Consider the following 15,659-nt stretch of genomic DNA (forward strand, 5'->3'; position numbering starts at 1 on the left):
TCCTACGTTGCCCGACAGGGGCGTCACACTTCAGGTGGCGGCGTCACTCACGCCCGGCCGTCTTGAACGATTGCCAGGGCATGCAGTCTGGCACTGCCAAGTCGATGAATGAAGGTGATGCCAAAGCTGCGTCGAACAGTACGGCATCCAATCCTGGCTTGGAAAGAGGTTGCAACAATGGAAAATGCAGAATCGCCGAAAGAGATCGATCGATCTCGCAGGGCCTTTGTGGGCGCCGCGGCAATCGGTCTGGCTGCTACGCAGTTCACGACAGTTCACTCAGCTCAGGCACGACCTGTTTCAGGGTTGGATGGAGCAACGACAAAGCGGTCGACGGCCGCTTCCTTCGCAGTGCTCAGGCAAGCCGACGCTGGCGTCCTGAATGTCGGTTCGCTGAGGCGGGTCCGCCCGACGGTCTCGTGGTTATCCTCCTTCATGGCTGGCCGTACGACATCCACAGCTTTGTCGAAGTCGCTCCGTTGTTGGCGACGGCGGGTTATCGCGTGATCATTCCGTATGCACGCGGCCATGGCACGACGCACTTTCTTTCCAGTCAGACAGTCCGCAACGGCCAGCAGTCTGTGCTGGCTGTCGATGTCATCGAGTTGATGGATGCGCTGAAGATCAGCCATGCGATCATCGCCGGCTATGATTGGGGCGCGCGCACGGCCTGCATCGTCGCTGCGCTCTGGCCTGAGCGTTGCAAAGCCCTTGTCTCGGTCAGCGGCTATTTGATCGGCAGTCTCGCGGCAAACAGAATGCCGTTGCCGCCGAAAGCAGAGCTCCAATGGTGGTACCAATACTATTTCGCCACGTAACGCGGGCGGGCTGGCTACGAACGATACCGGCGAGACTTCGCAAACCTATCTGGCGGATCGCCTCGCCGAAATGGGACTTTGATGACGCCACGTTCGATCGCAGTGCAGCGTGCCTCGACAACCCGGATCACGTCAGCATCGTCATCCACAATTATCGCTGGAGGCTCGGCCTGGCACAAGGCGAGCCGGAATTTGACGCCCTGGAAAAACGGCTGGCCGAAAGTCCCCTGATCACGGTGCCCACCATCACACTGGAAGGTGATGCCAATGGCGCACCCCATCCCGACAGCAGCGCCTACGCCAAGAAATTTTCAGGCAGATACGACCACGGAATCATCACTGGTGGTATCGGCCATAACTTGCCGCAGGAAGCCCCGCAGGCCTTCGCCCAAGCGGTCATCGACGTCGGCGAATACCGATGAGGCAGGCAGATACTGGTGAGGCAAGCTGATGATCGGCTGGTCGCGGAGCTGATCCTGGGCTTGCCTCGAATTGGGCAAATCGCAACTCGGCATTTCCGCGCTTTGCCTTCAACTCAGCGGCGTTCCGGGTGATGTATCGAAAGGATCTATCGTGGATTCAACTGTGCCATCTGCTGTTTCGCAACCGGTCGTCGCGCAACTGACGCGGTCCGCAATTTTTCTCGTCGTGACGGTCAAATCCGGGCCTGAACATGATGCGGCCGTGCGCGCCTTGTGTGGCGATCTTTCCGCGCTTCTACGCGCCGTTGGGTTCCGTGACCTCGAGGGTCGGTTGTCGTGTGTCATGGCGTTTGGGTCCGGTGCGTGGGACCACTTCTTTGGAGCGCCCAGGCCGACGGAACTACACCCGTTTCGTGAGATTCACGGCCAACATATCGCCGTCTCGACGCCAGGCGACATCCTGTTTCACATCCGTGCCGCCCGGATGGATCTTTGCTTCGAGCTGGCGACACAGATCATGTCGCGGCTCGATGGCGCGGTCTCGGTGGCGGATGAGGTGCACGGCTTCAGGAGGCGGCCGTCGCGGGCCCACAGCCGGTCGAAGCGTTCTACGATCAGGGTACGGCGCTCACCGAAGTCAGCGATCTCCGCCTGGGCCGCGGGAACGCCAAACGCTTGCAGCAGCTTAAGGCACAGATACTCGTTCTCGACGCTGTTGGAGAGATCGATGCCGTTCGGCAGCCGGCCGATCTGCGGCTTCAGGATATGGGTGGTGGCTGCCGTGCCGATGGGTTTGAACCAGCCTCCGTCCTTGCGCAGCAGCGCCGTCTTTTCCTGCGCGCCGGCAATCGAGATGCGAAAGTCCTCATCCTCGCCGAGGCCTAGCGGAGCGGCAGCAAGGTTCTCGATTATTCCGGCCACGTCCTCGTTGCTGACCGGCTTGCCTTCGACACTGCCGGGAGGGCCTGGATCCATGCCATCGGGCAGGAATTGCAACGCGCCGACGCAGTCATGGCCCAGCGCAGCCAGCATGCTATAGGCGTCCGTGCCGTCAGCGCCGACGCGTTCGGCAACACGCCTGCGGATGGCGTCATTGTCCGGAAGCAGGTTATCGAAGACGTTGGTCACTGGCGTGCCGATATAGCGGTCTTCCCGCAATTGGAGCGAGAGCGAGATCGGGAAGGTGCCGCGCCAGCCCAGCCATTTGCGGGCGTATTGGAAGTCGATGGCGCCCGTCGATTCCCTGCGCAGTACGCCGACCAGGCGCCCGTTCAGGAAGACATTCAAGGGGATGTGAACCCGTCGCCGTGCCATCAGAACAGGTCCTCGATATCAGCAGAGCTGCCTTTGCTGCGCGTGCGCACGACGAGTTCAAGGTCGAGGGCGGAGAGGGCGGCCATCAAGGTGCGGAGTTGCATTGCGGGCTCGCCGGCCTCGAGGCGGGAGACCGTACCCTGGCGCAGGTGGATCTGGTTGCTGAGCGAGCCTTGCGTGAGCCCGGCGTTCTTGCGGGCGCGGCGCAGAATGGCCCCGAGTTGTTTTTCGTTGCGAGCGATCTGGTCTGTCATGATTGGCCTCCACGCTCGCAATATACGCGATCGCGTATGACGCCGACTCGTCAGCTGGCAAGCGGCGATCTTGGCGCCACAGGCATGTGATTTTGCCAGCCCCTGCTGAAACTCACGGTCCATCCAGAAGGCGTCCTGATCCGAACGAAGGCAACAGCGAAACCGCCGTTCACCTGTATTTGCACGCCACGCTACGATGAGATCTGAAAGCTGTTGAACCGGCCTGCTTTCTGGCTCTTTTGATCATCCCCGAGCAGGGACCGACTGGGTGTTCCCGAGCGACACAGGAACACGATGATGGCTTCGCACAACAACACGGAAGGGCGCGCGCGCAGTTCGCGCATGCTGCGCATCGCGCTTGGGGTCGCCATCACCCGGTTCCTGGACGATACGGCTATCATTGAAGTGATGCTTAACCCGGACGGTCGGACTGGGTCGACCGGCTGAGGGAAGGTATGCCTTCTTCCTGTGCAAATTTTGCAGCTTTCCGCAGGTTTGCGCAGGTGGCCGATGCTCACCAGATGGCCCATCCACGGCTCGAATGGCCTGATCGAGAGATGGCGCCAGCGATGCGCATCCACACCCGTTATGACCGCTGTGCGCACACCTTCATGTCTACCATCTGCATCGCCGCCACCGTCATTTTCTGGCTCAATCAACGAGTCCTGAACCTAGAATTTGCCGGCTTTTCCTCATTCTGGGGGTTCGAGTCGGTAGACCGCTACCGCCTTTCCCCCCATTCGGAAACCCCGCGATATTCTCTACGGTGTTGGGCGTGATGACCTGCATCGGTGCTGCAAAGACCGGCGGGAACGCGAAAGTCCGACCCGAAGCCGATGTCCGTTTTCCACGACGCGAACGACAGCTTTGCGCCTCATTTCGGGCGTCCGAAGGACCTTCTCGCCATCCTAAAAGCGGACATTTTCGGATTGCTGGACTAACGAATAAAGGGGATGCAACCAGTCTGCTTTCGATGAAAAGTCGAGGCAAGAGGACATTGAGCGCTCGGAAACACCGGGGCTGTATGCTGAATGGCAGCTTTCGCCATCCAGAAGAGGTACGCGGACGCGTGGGGTCGCGGCAGGTCCTAGAGCCGTGGATTGATGGAGAAAGCTTTCGCAGTTGTCGATACGCGCTCGACCGAACAACGGGAAGATCATGCAATCCGCCAAAACGCATTACACGGAGCCGCGGCTCAAGCTTTTGCCGCAGACTGTCGGCGTCATCGCCTCTTTGGGCTGGCTCTTGAAGACGGCACCTCCACGTCGTGGAATAGGGGCATAATAAGCTCGTGCCGGCGAGCGATCTCGATTAAAAGGCCGTTCGCGACCATGCCTCGGGGTTTAGCTTCTCGGGTCCGAGCCTAAGCAGCGGCAGGAGAATCTCGGACAGCTCTTCGGCGAGCAATTCCTGGACCGCGATCGAGCCGACGTTTCGCGCGACGTTTCGAAGAGCGACACATCACGCAGTGTGGCACGCTCTAACAGCGCGGGGAATCCCAAACAGGCCGCTTTAGTCCCGACTATTCCACTCTCATGTTTGCCGCTTCAAGGAGTGATCGCGATCCTGCCGATTCCGTCAGAAATCATTCGATCGAGCCTGTAGTTGGACAATGTAGGAGGCACGGTCTCGAAACGACGGTCCGGGTTGGTTACCGCCGGACCTGATGCGTCGCGGAGCTTCCTCTGTCAGGGAACTAGCGTCGGATCGAAATCTGGCTGTTAGTGGTAACGAGGATTCTCTACCGTGGTCGTGCCCCCAACTTTGTCCAAATGCAGATAAGGGATAAGTGAACTTGATCTCCTTTTCGCTGGTGGCGAGATCGGTCGACAGCGTTTCGACCGCGGCGTGTTGCACAAGGTTTCCAGCTTGCCGGGGTCGCGCCCCACGATCAGCCATCCGCGCCTTCGCAGGCGAAAGGTTCCGACAAATTGCCAGGCCGATGCCGTCCGACCTACGGGTGACCAGCGCCCGCTTACCTTGGAGTCGCATCGCCAAGCTCCCGCAATTGGGCGGTCAAGGGTACGACCTCGCCGGCTATGAACTTTATCCGACCGAGGCAAGGCCGACGGGCCTAGGCTGGCGCGGGGCAAAGCCGCCCCGCGACGAAATCCTTGACCTGGCGCACAGCCTGCTCGCGCGTGACGCTGCCCGGCTGCAGACCGAGCCTGAGCCATAGCCCGTCGATCAAAGCGGTGATGCCAACAACGATTTCGTCGGCCAGTTCCGGCGAAGCGAGGCCGCGCAGGCCGGACAAGAGGTTCGAGCGCATGCGCGCATGGATGACCTTCTGGATGCGCGCCAGCTGCTCGTCGCGGGGCACTTCGGCGCAGAGCGACAGCCAGGCATGGCAGAGCGGCGGCAGGAACAGATGCTCCTCGAAATTGCCCTCGATCACGGCGTCCAGCCGTTCCATCGGCGTGCGCGCCCGCTGCAGCCGGGCGACCACGGCGTGGCAGAGCACGGCGTTCGCCTCGCGCATGGCGTGCTCGAACAACTCCTGCTTGTTGCGGAAATAATGCAGCACGATGCCCTTGGAGGCGCCGGCCTGGGCCGCGACTTTTTCCAGCGTCGCACCGGCGATGCCTTCGCGCTCCAGAACGGCGAACGCCGCCTGGCGCAATTCCTTGCGGCGTATGTCGCTGAGACGCGTGAGCTTCACTGGGTCGACCCATCCATTGCGAATCCATATTGACATCTTCGTCCGTTCAGATCAACAATTGACCAACAGGACAATAAAGTGACCAACAGGTCAAAGTCGGAAAGAGGAGAACCGGAATGTTGCGCATGCTTGCGAATGGCGTCTGTGTCGCGGCCCTGACGCTGGCTTCCCAGGCGGCTCGGGCCGCCGAGGTCGAAAGCTGCAAAACGGTCCGCATGGCCGAGCCCGGCTGGAACGATCTCGCCTTCACCACCGGCGTGGCCGAGGTATTGCTTCAGGCGCTCGGCTACGAGCCGCAGAGCGAGGTGCTCGGCATCAACGTCATCTACGAGGGGATGAAGAACAAAGACCTCGACCTGTTCCTCGGCTACTGGGATCCGGCCATGGTAACCTATTACGAGCCCTACAAGAAGGACGGCTCCATCGAGAATGTGCGCGTCAATCTGGTCGGCGCCAAATACACCTTTGCCGTGCCGACCTATGTCTGGGACGCCGGCGTCAAGGACCTGTCGGACCTGCACAAATTCGCCGACAAGTTCGGCAAGAAGATGTACGGCATCGAGCCCGGATCCAATCAGCTGATGATGGACGCCATTGCCGATCCCAATTTCGGCCTCGACGGCTGGCAGGTGGTCGAATCGAGCGAGGCCGGCATGCTCTCGGAGGTCGGCTACGAGATCAAGGAGAAGCAGTTCATCGTCTTCCAGGGCTGGGCGCCGCACCCGATGAACACGATGTACGACTTCAAGTACCTGACTGGCGGTGACGAGTTCTTCGGTCCGAATTTCGGCGCCGCCACCGTGACCACGCAGGTTCGCAAGGGTTTTCTGCAGGAATGCCCGAATGTGGCGCAGTTCCTGAAAAACCTCGCCTTCGACATCGACATGGAAAATGTCGGCATGGGCTACCTCATTAACGACGGCATGAAGCCGGAGGACGGGGCTCTGAAGTCGATCGCCCTGCACAAGGATCGGCTCGATGCCTGGCTTGCCGGCGTCGCCACCTTCGATGGCAAACCCGGCCTTGCCGCGGTCAAGGAAAAGCTCGGACTGTGAGGCCGGCTTTGGAGCTGACGGATCAGGAAGCCGAACAGGCGTCTTGGGCCGGACGTAAGCGCATCGTCGATGTCGGCAGTCTCGAGCTTACCTATGTCGAGATCGCCGGTTCGGAGCCGCCGTTGCTCTTGGTTCATGGCTTCACCGACACCAGCCGCAGTTTTTTGCTGCTGGCGCCGCATCTTACCGGGCGCCGGCTTATCATGCCGGACCTGCGTGGCCACGGCGGTTCGCAGGCGGGCGAGGGTTATCGCGCCGCCGATTTTGCCGAGGATATGGCCGGGCTGATCCAACGCCTGCGGCTCGGCCGGCCGATCGTTGTCGGCCATTCGCTGGGCGGCATGGTGTCGATCATGCTGGCCGCGCGTCGTCCGGAGCTGATCGGTGGGCTGGTGATCCTGGCCAGCACGCTGAAGCCCGATTTCGGATCGGATCATCAGCTGATCGACGGCGTCGCAGCCTTGCGCGACCCGATCTCGCCGTCCGATCCGTTCTACGACTGGTGGCATGCCTGTCGACCGGGCGTGCCGCGGGCTTTTCTCGCCGGCCTCGCGAAGGACGCGTCCGCGATCCCGGCTGCGCGCTGGCGCGCCATTCTCGAAGAAGTCCGCCGCACCGATCTGACCGCCGCGGCGCGGGCGGTGGAGGCCCCGACGCTGATCATCGCCGGCGGGCGCGATCCGCTTTTCGGCGCGGCGCACCAGCGCACGCTGACCGATGCACTCGTCGGATCGCGTCTGGTGTGGGCGCAGGATTGCGGCCACAACCCGCATTGGGAAGATCCAGCCTTTGTCGCCGACGCGATAACAGGCATGTTGCCGGCGCGATGATTATCTCAAGAGCGACCGCGCCCTAGGTGCCAGCTTTTTGGGACTGACAATCATGGTCGCGGGCAACCGCCATGCCGGCGAAGCGGCGGGGCGCGGCTTGATGACCGACATGGGCATCGTTCGCGCCACCCGGCACAAACGCCGGCTTGCCGGCCGCGCCCTTGCCCGCCCTGCTCTTCGCGGCATCCGGCTCCTGCACTGAAAAATCCGGGGCGGAATCGAGGGAGGGAGCGCGACGAGGCGCAGGCGAAGATGAAAAAAGCAGAGCTGGAAGAGCTGAAGGACAAGGTGCACTGCGCCGCGGTGCTCGAGCGCGCCGGATTCGCGCTCGACGTCAAGGAGAGCACGCGCGAGCGATGAAATTTCGGCGCGATGCGTTGGTTCGATCCGCTGTCGGACGGGAAGGGGGACGTCTTCCGCCTCATCGAACACCTCGAGGGGTGCATTTCGTACAGGCAATGAAAGACGTCGCCGGGCTCGCCGGATTCGTGTCCACCACGCGTGTGTGGGACCGACAATCTTCCGGCGAGCGAGAGCCTGATCTGTCGATTCCAGAACGCTGGCTGGGAGCGGACATGGTGGATGCAGCTCGCCGAAGGTCCAACGATATAATCGTAGCCGGCAAAATTGGCGACGAAGACCGCCTCGGCCCCTGCCGCATCCTTGTGCGCGCCGCTGTTGGCCATCGGCTGACCGCAGCAGGTCTGCTCTTCAGATAGTCCACGTCGAGACTCAGGCGCTCCAGCAATTCGAGCGTCGCAATGCCGTCCTGGATAAAACGCATCGATAAAGCACGGGACAAAGACAGCGCCTTTCATGGCAGCGCTGGGACCGAGGCAAAGAGCTTGCCGAGCACCAGCGATTGACACTGGCCACGGACGTCGAGGTCTACTTCTGCGATCCTCGATCACCCTGGCAGCGCGGCTCGAATGAAAACACTAACCGACTGCTGCGCCAATATCCGCCACGTGGCACCGACCTGTCCCTGCACAGCCAGGCAAAGCTCAGCGCCATCGCGCGGCAACTCAACGAACGCCCCAGAAAGACCTTGCTCTATCAGACCCTAGCGGAGCGATCGGTTGAACCCGCCGCCAAAAGCGGTCATTGATGTTGGGCGGACGAACTCGTAACCGATTGAAGCGACCGGCGTCAGTTATTTGCACAAGTAGCGCAGTGACTTCAGAGGGCTTGGGCGCCCGCCACGGAGCGCCGTAATCATCGAACGGGCTACCGCGGTAGCTTTCCCTGCCGAGCGACAACTGACGTTCGGCGTCATCAGAAAAAGGCGGACTCTGGCACGGTTCTGGTCTATGCCGACGCTCGTTGCCGGTCCGCCGGCCTTTTGCAACTGGTCCATGAATGAAGCGCCAGCCCACGACGTCGAGCCTGTTACGCCGACTCAATCGTTCGGCCGTGGTGGATTTGATCCGCACCCAAGGAGTGATTTCGCCATCGAGCCTCGCCGAGCGGCTGAACATCAGCCTGCCGACGGTGATGCGGGTGATCGAGGATCTGATTGCCGAGGATTTGGTTGCGTATGACGGGTTTGACGAGGCCAATGTCCGGGGCCGGCCGCGGGCGCGCATCAAGTTCCGCGGTGCGGCGCATGCGATCATTGGCATCGAGGCCGGCAAGGGCGAGTTCTACGGCGCCGTGGCCAATCTCGAAGGCGTCGTGCAGACAGAAATGCACGAGACCGCCGACGATGATGGCGAGCGCAATTTCGAAAAGCTGGTCGGCCTGATCCGCCGGCTTATGGCGGCCCCCCGCCCGCGCGGCCAGACTATTCGCGGCATCGGCATTGGCGTGCCCTCGATCGTCAGGCAGCCGGAGGGCGAAGTGGTGCTGACGCTCGGGCTCGGCTGGCGCGACATGCCGTTGCGGGCGCGGCTCAGCGAGCATATTCAGATACCTATCGTCGTCGAAAACGGGCGCAACCTCGCCGCCGTGGGCGAATGGGGATTCGGGGCCGGGCGTGGCGCCGACAGCGTCGTGAGCCTTTCGATCGGGCCCGGCGCGGGCGCGGGCGTCGTGATCGACGGCAAGCTCTATGGCGGGCATTCGCATGCGGCGGGCGAGCTCGGCTGGTATCTCGACGACCCCCTCCTTACCGGGCGGCCGTTCGAATATCTGGGCGACAAGCAATCGCTGCGCTTTTTCGGCATCCCCGAACAGGCGACCAAGATGCTCGAAGAGGCCAACACCCAGTATGCGGCGGGAAAGCTCACCCTGGCCGCTGTCACCGACCGGCAGGCGGACAAAATCGCGCCGGTTGTCACCGAGTTGCTGGACTATGCGACGATGGCGGTGGGCAGTGTTGCTGCCTTCATGAACCCCGAAATCATCGTACTGGCGGGCCGGGTCGTCGGCGGTGGTGATCTGGTGCTCGATGTGCTGCGACATCGCCTCAAGGGCAATGTGTACGACCCGCCGCGCCTCGTGATAGGTGCGCTGGGGCACCGCGATATCGTCCTGGGCGCGGTGCGTCTGGTGCTTGATGCGACGACTCTCAACCCTGCCGACAGCCTCGTGATGGCCGACTGAAGATCAATCGATCGCAATTGACAGCGACTGTATGTCGGCATTAAGTTTCTAACTGAAAGAAAAAACGCGCCCTGCGTCGTGTGGGAGCGTATCTTTCGTGGGAGGACTTCAATGACGAAGATTTTCAATCCGCTTGGGCGGATGATGCAGCGTCGTGACTTCTTGAAAGTTGCGGGCGCGAGCGTTGCGGTAGCGGGTCTGCCTGCCGCAGTTCGCGGTGCCGAGCCCGTCAAGGTGCTTGTGTGGTCTTGGGTGCCGAATCTCCAGCTTGAGGTAGACATGTTCAACGCCGCGCATCCAGGCATCCAGATCGAACTCGTGAATCCCGGCCAGGGGGACCCGTTGTATAACGCGCTCCGCGCGGGCCTGCAGGCGGGCAGCGGCCTTCCGGACGTCGCCCAGATCGAATACCAGCACCTCGAGAGCTTCCGCCAGGTCGACGCCCTCGCAGACATCGGCCAGTACGCCAATGCCCATCAGGGCGAGTTCCCCGAAGGCCTATGGGCGCAGGTCGCCATGGGCGATGTGGTCAACGCCACGCCGCAGGATTACGGTCCGATGGCGATGCTCTATCGCAAGGACGTCTTCGACGAGCATGGGATCACGCCGCCCACCACCTGGGCCGAGTTTGCCGATGCGGGCAAGAAGATCCATGCGGCCGATCCGAATGTGTTCATGACCGACGCGCCGTTCGGAGCCAACGCCGACTGGGTCTTGGGTCTGTTGTGGCCGATGGGCTGGAAGCCGGTCAGCCGCGATGGCGACAAGCTCGTGATCAGGATCAACGACAAGATTGCTAAGGACTTCGCCGCCTATTGGCAGGACCTTATCACCGCGGGTGTTATCGAGACCAAGCCGGGCTTCAACAATGAGTGGTACACCGGCCTCGACTCGGGTCGCTATGCCACCTGGCTTGCTGCGGGCTGGGGTCCGCTGTTCCTGACCTCGGTCGCCAAGACCAGCGTGGGCAAGTGGCGTGCCGCCGATCTGCCGCAGTGGGACGCGAGCAAGTTCGTGACTGGCGCTTGGGGTGGCTCAGCGCTGGCCGTGATGAAAGCGACCCAGCATCTGCCCGAGGCCGCCGAAGTCGCGATCTGGCTGAATACGAATCCCGAAGCCACAAAGCTCTACACCACCAAGCAAAACTTCTTTCCCTGCACCAACGCGCTGCTGTCGAGCCCGGAATGGGCGAGCGCCAAGCCGGAATTCTTTGGCGGCCAGGAGGTGAACAAAGTGTTTGCCAAATCAGCGAGTGCCGTGGCGCCGTTTGAGTGGAGCCCGTTCCAGGGCTTCCTCTACCAGTCGATGTCCGATGAATTCGGCGCTTCGATCAGCGGCAACGGCACGCTGTCGGATGCGTTCGACCGTGTCCAGGATGCCGTGGTCACCTACGCGAAGGACCAAGGCTTCACCGTGGCCTAACTCCTCCCGGGCACCGGCCGGGCGCGCCTTGATCGGCGCGCCCGATCTCTTTATCTTGCAGGATGGGGACCAGGGCATTGTCGAACTCGCCAGCCGCAGCGACGCGCCGAGCGCGATCGGGCGGTTTTACGTCACGAAAGCTGGCGCCCTATCTGTTCCTGGCGCCCTTCATGCTGCTGTTTATCGCCTTCATCGTCGCGCCGCTGGTCTATGCGTTCTACATGAGCCTCTACCGCGACACGCTGGTGGGCGGACGGCAGTTCGCGGGTGCAGCCAGCTACATCAAGGTCGCGGACGACGCCAAATTCTGGGGTGGCGTGTGGAACCTCGTTTTGTTCGGCATCGTGCAGGTGCCGATCATGCTGGTCCTGGCGTTGTTGTTCGCCATCGTGCTCGATCGTGGCCAGGTCTATGCCAAGGGCGTCTTCCGGCTCGGCTTCTTCCTCCCCTACGCTGTGCCGAGCGTGATCGCGACGATCATCTGGGGTTATCTCTACGGCCCCACCTTCGGCCCGTTCACGCAGATTGCCAAGGCGTTCAACCTGCCGCCGCCGGACTTCCTATCGCCGGGCGCGATGATCTTCTCATTGGCCAATATCGTGACGTGGGAATATGTCGGCTACAATATGGTGATCTACTACGCCGCGCTGAAGGCGATCCCGTCGGACCTCGCCGAGGCCGCGCGGATGGACGGCGCCTCGCCCTGGCAATTTGCCCGGCTGATCCAGCTGCCGCTGCTGTGGCCGGCGATCCTGCTCACCATCATCTTTTCGATCAACGGCACACTGCAGCTGTTCAACGAGCCGTATTTGATGCGCGCGCTCGCCAGTAACACCATCAATTCGAGCTACACGCCGAACCTCTATGCCTATTCTCTGGCGACTAAGAACCAGCAGTATGGTTATGCGGCCGCCGTTTCGTTCGTGCTTGGCATCGTGATCGCCGGTGCCTCCTACATCTTCACCCTGATCGCCAACCGCCGTCGGTCGGAGCAATGATGGCTGCGACCACCGACATCGCCACTTTCGAGGCTGCCAAGCGCCGGCCCGGCGAAAGGCGGCGCTCGCGGATCATGCTCACGCTGCTGCTGTCACTGTTCCTCCTCTACAGCTTCATGCCGCTGGCCTATCTGGTCCTGTCGGCAACGAAGACGAATGGCGACCTGTTCACCACGTTCGGCTTCGGCTTCGGCACGGAGTTCAACCTCTGGCGGAATCTGAGCGATCTTCTGGCGCGCGACAACGGCGTCTTCATGCGCTGGATGTTCAACAGCGTGCTCTATTCGAGCGTCGCCGGGCTCGGTGCCGCGATCTTGGCTACCGCGGCAGGCTATGCGTTAGCCAAATTCAAATTCGTCGGCCGCAATCTGCTGTTTGCGCTGGTCTTGGGCGCTGTGATGATCCCGCAGACGGCCCTCGTCGTGCCGACCTTCCTGCTGCTGGCGCTTTCGGGACTCAGCGACAATCCGCTGGGCGTGATCCTGCCCTCGATGATCTCGCCGATCGGCGTCTATCTGATGCGCGTCTATATCGAGCAGGGCGTCGACGACGAACTGCTCGACGCAGCGCGTCTCGATGGCGCCGGCGAGTTCGTGATCTTCCGCGCCATCGTGCTGCGGCTGGTGGCACCGGGCATGGTGACCGTGGCGCTGCTCTCATTCGTCGGGACCTGGAACAATTACTTCCTGCCGCTCATCGTGCTGCGCACGCCGGAATATCAGCCGATCACGGTGGGCCTTGCGACCTGGTATCAGCTCGCGCAGCAGGGCGGTGGCGGAGGACAGGTGCTGTTCTCGATCATCATAACCGGCGCTCTGGTCAGCATCATCCCGGTCATCGTGGTATTCCTGCTGCTGCAGCGGTTCTGGCAGGGCGGCCTCACCGCCGGCGCCATCAAGTAGACTATCGCCTGGAGTTTTCCGACTATGACGACTGCCTCGAAATCCGCGCCGCTCTCTGTCTGGCGGCCGATCGCGACCGACACTTTCCTCGTCGGTACCCCGCATTACCCCGAGCATGTCGATGAGAGCTATTGGCAGCGCGACGCCGACCGCATGGCAGCCGCGGGCTTCAACGCGGTGCGACTTGCGGAATTCGCCTGGCATATTATCGAGCCGCGTGAGGGGACGTTCGACTTCGTTTTGTTCGACCGCGCCATAGATGTGCTGGGCAAGGCTGGCATCAAGACCATCATGTGCACGCCGACGGCGACGCCGCCGCGCTGGCTGACGGCGCGTTATCCCGAAGTGTTGCGCGTCGATGCCAATGGCCGCGCCATGAGCCATGGCTCGCGCCAGCACAGCAATCTTGCGAGCGGAGTGTTCCGCGAGCATTCGAAGCGCATCACCAAAGCGATGGCCCAGCATTATCGCGGCAATTCGCACATCATCGGCTGGCAGACGGACAATGAGCTCAATACCTCTGGATCGCTGTCCTACGGTCAGGTGACGCTGGCCGAGTTCCAGGCCTTCCTCAAGGACAAGTACGAGACCATCGCCGCGCTCAACGATGCGTGGGGCGGGCATTTCTGGGCCACCGCCTACGACGATTTCGATCAAGTGGTGCTGCCCCTCGACTACGCGCCTGCCCCGGTCGGGCCGACCCATGTGGTCGACTATCACCGCTTCCTCGCCTTCGTCACGGCGCGGTTCCAGCACGATCAGGTGCTGATCCTGCGCGAGACCAATCCAGACTGGTTCGTCTTCCACAATCTGGGGCGGATCGACGACATCGACTTCCGCGGCGAGTTCTCGACCGATCTCGATTTTCTCGGCTTCGACATCTACCCGCATCTCGATGACGAGATGCAGCGGGTCGGCAGCGTCGGCGAGGTACAGGCGCTGCGTCTCGACATCTGCCGCGGCTTCACCGGCAACTTCATCGTGCCTGAGCAGCAATCGGGTTTCGGTGCGCAGCCGAACTTCTCGACGCTGACGCCCGAACCCGGCGAGATGCGCCGCATGGCCTATACGTCAGTAGCGCGCGGCGCCGATGGCGTGATGTTCTTCCGCTGGCGGCCGGCGCATTTCGGCGCCGAGATCTATTGGATGGGCATCATCGATCACGACGACATCCCGCGGCGGCGCTATGACGAGGCCAAGCAGTTTGCGGGTGAGGTCACGGCGCTCAAGGACAAGATCCTCGGCACGCATGTGCGCATGGATTTGGGCATCGCCGGATCAGATTTCGACAATCAGGAGATGCACCGCTCCTGCCCCATCGGCATGCCGAGCCCGCAGGACGATGCGACGCTGCTGCACCGCTATTGCTACCGCCACAACATCGCCTGCGGCTTCATCCATCCCGAGGATGACCTCAGCAAGCTCATGGCGCTCTACGTGCCGCATTGGCTGAAATGGACCGATGCGTGGACGGCGCGGATCGAGGCCTTCGCCGAGGCGGGTGGAACGGTAATCCTGGGCGGCCGCACCGGATCACGCGACGTTAACAACCACGTCATCCGCGACACCTCGCCGGGCAAGACGCTCTCGGCGCTGGCCGGGATCACGGTCGAGGAGTTCGGGTTGCTGACGCCGATCGGCGGCGAGGGCCTGTTCGAGCATGGCGGCCGCTTCGGCGCCAATACGGTGCGCAAGAAGCTGCCAGCGACGTCGGCGAGCCGCCAATACGAGCTCAAGATCGGGAATGCGCAGGTGACGGCGGCGCATCTTTATGAGCTGCTTAACGTCGCGCCCGGCACGGAGGTTATCGGCAGCTGGGCCAGCCGCTTCGCCGAGGGCCAGGCCGCGATAACTTCGCGCAAAGTCGGCAAGGGCAAGGTGATCTACCTCGGCACGTACCTCAGCGACGCTCTGGTCGAGGTGCTGGCCGATCAAGTGCTGGCGCCCGCCGGTATCGTGCCGCTCATCGCAGACATGCCGGCCGGCGTCGAAGCGACCATCCGCGAGAGCAAGGACCGCCGCCTGCTGTTCATCCTCAACACGCTGGGCGAGCCGGCAAGCATCGGCAATGTCCCCGCGGGCAAGGATTTGCTCGGCGATGGCAAAGTACGCGGCGGTAGGCTGTCGCTCCCGGCCTATGGCTGCAGCATCATCGAACTCGACTAGGGATATTGGCGCGAGGCCTTGGGAAACGCTCCAGGCATCTTTGTGTTGCCACGTGCCACGACTTTCAGCGTCACGAACACGCTTTTCGTACGTCCCTTGATCCTTTCGATGAGAAGCCGTGCCGCGTTTGCGCCAAGTTCGGGCGCGCGATACGAGGCGGTATCAGGGGACCGCGCCGGCCTCTAGATGTTTAGTCCCAAGGTTTGATGGGTTGGATCGAGCCTGAATCGTTCGGGCTCTTTTGTCCAGATTTTGCAGATGTATTCAAAGGG

The 15,659-nt window shown here is 62.0% G+C and carries 10 protein-coding genes and 6 pseudogenes; 12 read left to right on the plus strand and 4 right to left on the minus strand.

All coding sequences use genetic code 11. From position 1 onward, the window contains the following. Positions 1–177 precede the first annotated feature (177 nt). Positions 178–1,240, plus strand: a pseudogene (locus NKI96_RS27735) (alpha/beta fold hydrolase). 163 nt (positions 1,241–1,403) lie between these two features. Next, a pseudogene (locus NKI96_RS27740) lies at positions 1,404–1,811 on the plus strand (Dyp-type peroxidase); the annotation flags it as partial. Here NKI96_RS27740 and NKI96_RS27745 read toward each other — a convergent pair. After that, positions 1,805–2,554 (minus strand): annotated as a pseudogene (locus tag NKI96_RS27745) (HipA N-terminal domain-containing protein); the annotation flags it as partial. The pseudogenes NKI96_RS27740 and NKI96_RS27745 overlap by 7 nt on opposite strands. Next, the gene (locus NKI96_RS27750; protein WP_352807153.1) at positions 2,554–2,808 is read right to left on the minus strand and encodes a helix-turn-helix domain-containing protein; all 255 of its coding nucleotides are present in this window, start codon (positions 2,806–2,808) and stop codon (positions 2,554–2,556) included. The pseudogene NKI96_RS27745 and the gene NKI96_RS27750, both read right to left, overlap by 1 nt. Positions 2,809–3,102: 294 nt before the next feature. On the opposite strand from NKI96_RS27750, the pseudogene NKI96_RS27755 reads away from it, so the two are divergent. Then, positions 3,103–3,266 (plus strand): annotated as a pseudogene (locus NKI96_RS27755) (P-type conjugative transfer ATPase TrbB); the annotation flags it as partial. A gap of 1,616 nt (positions 3,267–4,882) precedes the next feature. Here the strand turns inward: NKI96_RS27755 and betI are convergent. Further along, positions 4,883–5,470, minus strand: a complete 588-nt coding sequence (gene betI, locus NKI96_RS27765; RefSeq protein WP_023823660.1) for a choline-binding transcriptional repressor BetI — start codon at positions 5,468–5,470, stop codon at positions 4,883–4,885. 116 nt (positions 5,471–5,586) lie between these two features. Here betI and choX point away from each other — a divergent pair, with 116 nt between their 5' ends. Genes choX through NKI96_RS27780 form a run of 3 tightly spaced genes read left to right on the plus strand, consistent with a single transcriptional unit; the run spans position 5,587 to position 7,557 of the window. Continuing rightward, a complete protein-coding gene (choX, locus tag NKI96_RS27770; RefSeq protein WP_352807159.1) occupies positions 5,587–6,525 on the plus strand; it encodes a choline ABC transporter substrate-binding protein in 939 nt (312 codons plus the stop codon). Further along, positions 6,522–7,355, plus strand: coding sequence for an alpha/beta fold hydrolase (locus NKI96_RS27775; RefSeq protein WP_245260042.1), 834 nt, complete (start codon positions 6,522–6,524; stop codon positions 7,353–7,355). The genes choX and NKI96_RS27775 overlap by 4 nt, the downstream gene beginning before the upstream one ends. Before the next feature lie 52 nt (positions 7,356–7,407). Next, positions 7,408–7,557 carry a hypothetical protein gene (locus NKI96_RS27780; RefSeq protein WP_352807178.1) on the plus strand — a complete coding sequence of 50 codons (150 nt, stop codon included), beginning with the start codon at positions 7,408–7,410 and terminating at the stop codon, positions 7,555–7,557. 382 nt (positions 7,558–7,939) lie between these two features. Here the strand turns inward: NKI96_RS27780 and NKI96_RS27785 are convergent. Next, a pseudogene (locus NKI96_RS27785) lies at positions 7,940–8,173 on the minus strand (heterodisulfide reductase-related iron-sulfur binding cluster); the annotation flags it as partial. Between the two features lie 8 nt (positions 8,174–8,181). Here NKI96_RS27785 and NKI96_RS27790 point away from each other — a divergent pair. From NKI96_RS27790 to NKI96_RS27815, 6 genes and pseudogenes are all read left to right on the plus strand, one after another. Further along, a pseudogene (locus tag NKI96_RS27790) lies at positions 8,182–8,463 on the plus strand (IS30 family transposase); the annotation flags it as partial. A gap of 251 nt (positions 8,464–8,714) precedes the next feature. After that, entirely contained in the window at positions 8,715–9,899 is a 1,185-nt protein-coding gene (locus NKI96_RS27795) for an ROK family transcriptional regulator (protein ID WP_352765645.1), read from the plus strand. Between the two features lie 111 nt (positions 9,900–10,010). Next, positions 10,011–11,321 (plus strand): ABC transporter substrate-binding protein, encoded by a 1,311-nt coding sequence (locus NKI96_RS27800; protein WP_023669337.1) that lies wholly within the window; start codon positions 10,011–10,013, stop codon positions 11,319–11,321. Positions 11,322–11,398: 77 nt separating this feature from the next. Further along, a complete protein-coding gene (locus NKI96_RS27805; RefSeq protein ID WP_352807163.1) occupies positions 11,399–12,319 on the plus strand; it encodes a carbohydrate ABC transporter permease in 921 nt (306 codons plus the stop codon). Further along, a complete protein-coding gene (locus NKI96_RS27810) occupies positions 12,319–13,221 on the plus strand; it encodes a carbohydrate ABC transporter permease (RefSeq protein ID WP_352807166.1) in 903 nt (300 codons plus the stop codon). Before NKI96_RS27805 ends, NKI96_RS27810 begins: the two co-directional genes overlap by 1 nt. A gap of 24 nt (positions 13,222–13,245) precedes the next feature. Continuing rightward, positions 13,246–15,387, plus strand: coding sequence for a beta-galactosidase (locus NKI96_RS27815; protein ID WP_352807168.1), 2,142 nt, complete (start codon positions 13,246–13,248; stop codon positions 15,385–15,387). Positions 15,388–15,659: the final 272 nt, after the last annotated feature.

Source organism: Mesorhizobium sp. M0292 (assembly GCF_040321695.1).
GTDB lineage: Bacteria > Pseudomonadota > Alphaproteobacteria > Rhizobiales > Rhizobiaceae > Mesorhizobium.

What these genes read in the sequence shown, in the direction of transcription:
- NKI96_RS27750 (WP_352807153.1), bottom strand. Translation starts at nt 2,808, where the DNA reads ATGACAGACCAGATCGCTCGCAACGAAAAACAACTCGGGGCCATTCTG.
- choX (WP_352807159.1), top strand. Translation starts at nt 5,587, where the DNA reads ATGTTGCGCATGCTTGCGAATGGCGTCTGTGTCGCGGCCCTGACGCTG.
- NKI96_RS27780 (WP_352807178.1), top strand. Translation starts at nt 7,408, where the DNA reads ATGGTCGCGGGCAACCGCCATGCCGGCGAAGCGGCGGGGCGCGGCTTG.
- NKI96_RS27795 (WP_352765645.1), top strand. Translation starts at nt 8,715, where the DNA reads ATGAAGCGCCAGCCCACGACGTCGAGCCTGTTACGCCGACTCAATCGT.
- NKI96_RS27800 (WP_023669337.1), top strand. Translation starts at nt 10,011, where the DNA reads ATGACGAAGATTTTCAATCCGCTTGGGCGGATGATGCAGCGTCGTGAC.
- NKI96_RS27810 (WP_352807166.1), top strand. Translation starts at nt 12,319, where the DNA reads ATGGCTGCGACCACCGACATCGCCACTTTCGAGGCTGCCAAGCGCCGG.
- NKI96_RS27815 (WP_352807168.1), top strand. Translation starts at nt 13,246, where the DNA reads ATGACGACTGCCTCGAAATCCGCGCCGCTCTCTGTCTGGCGGCCGATC.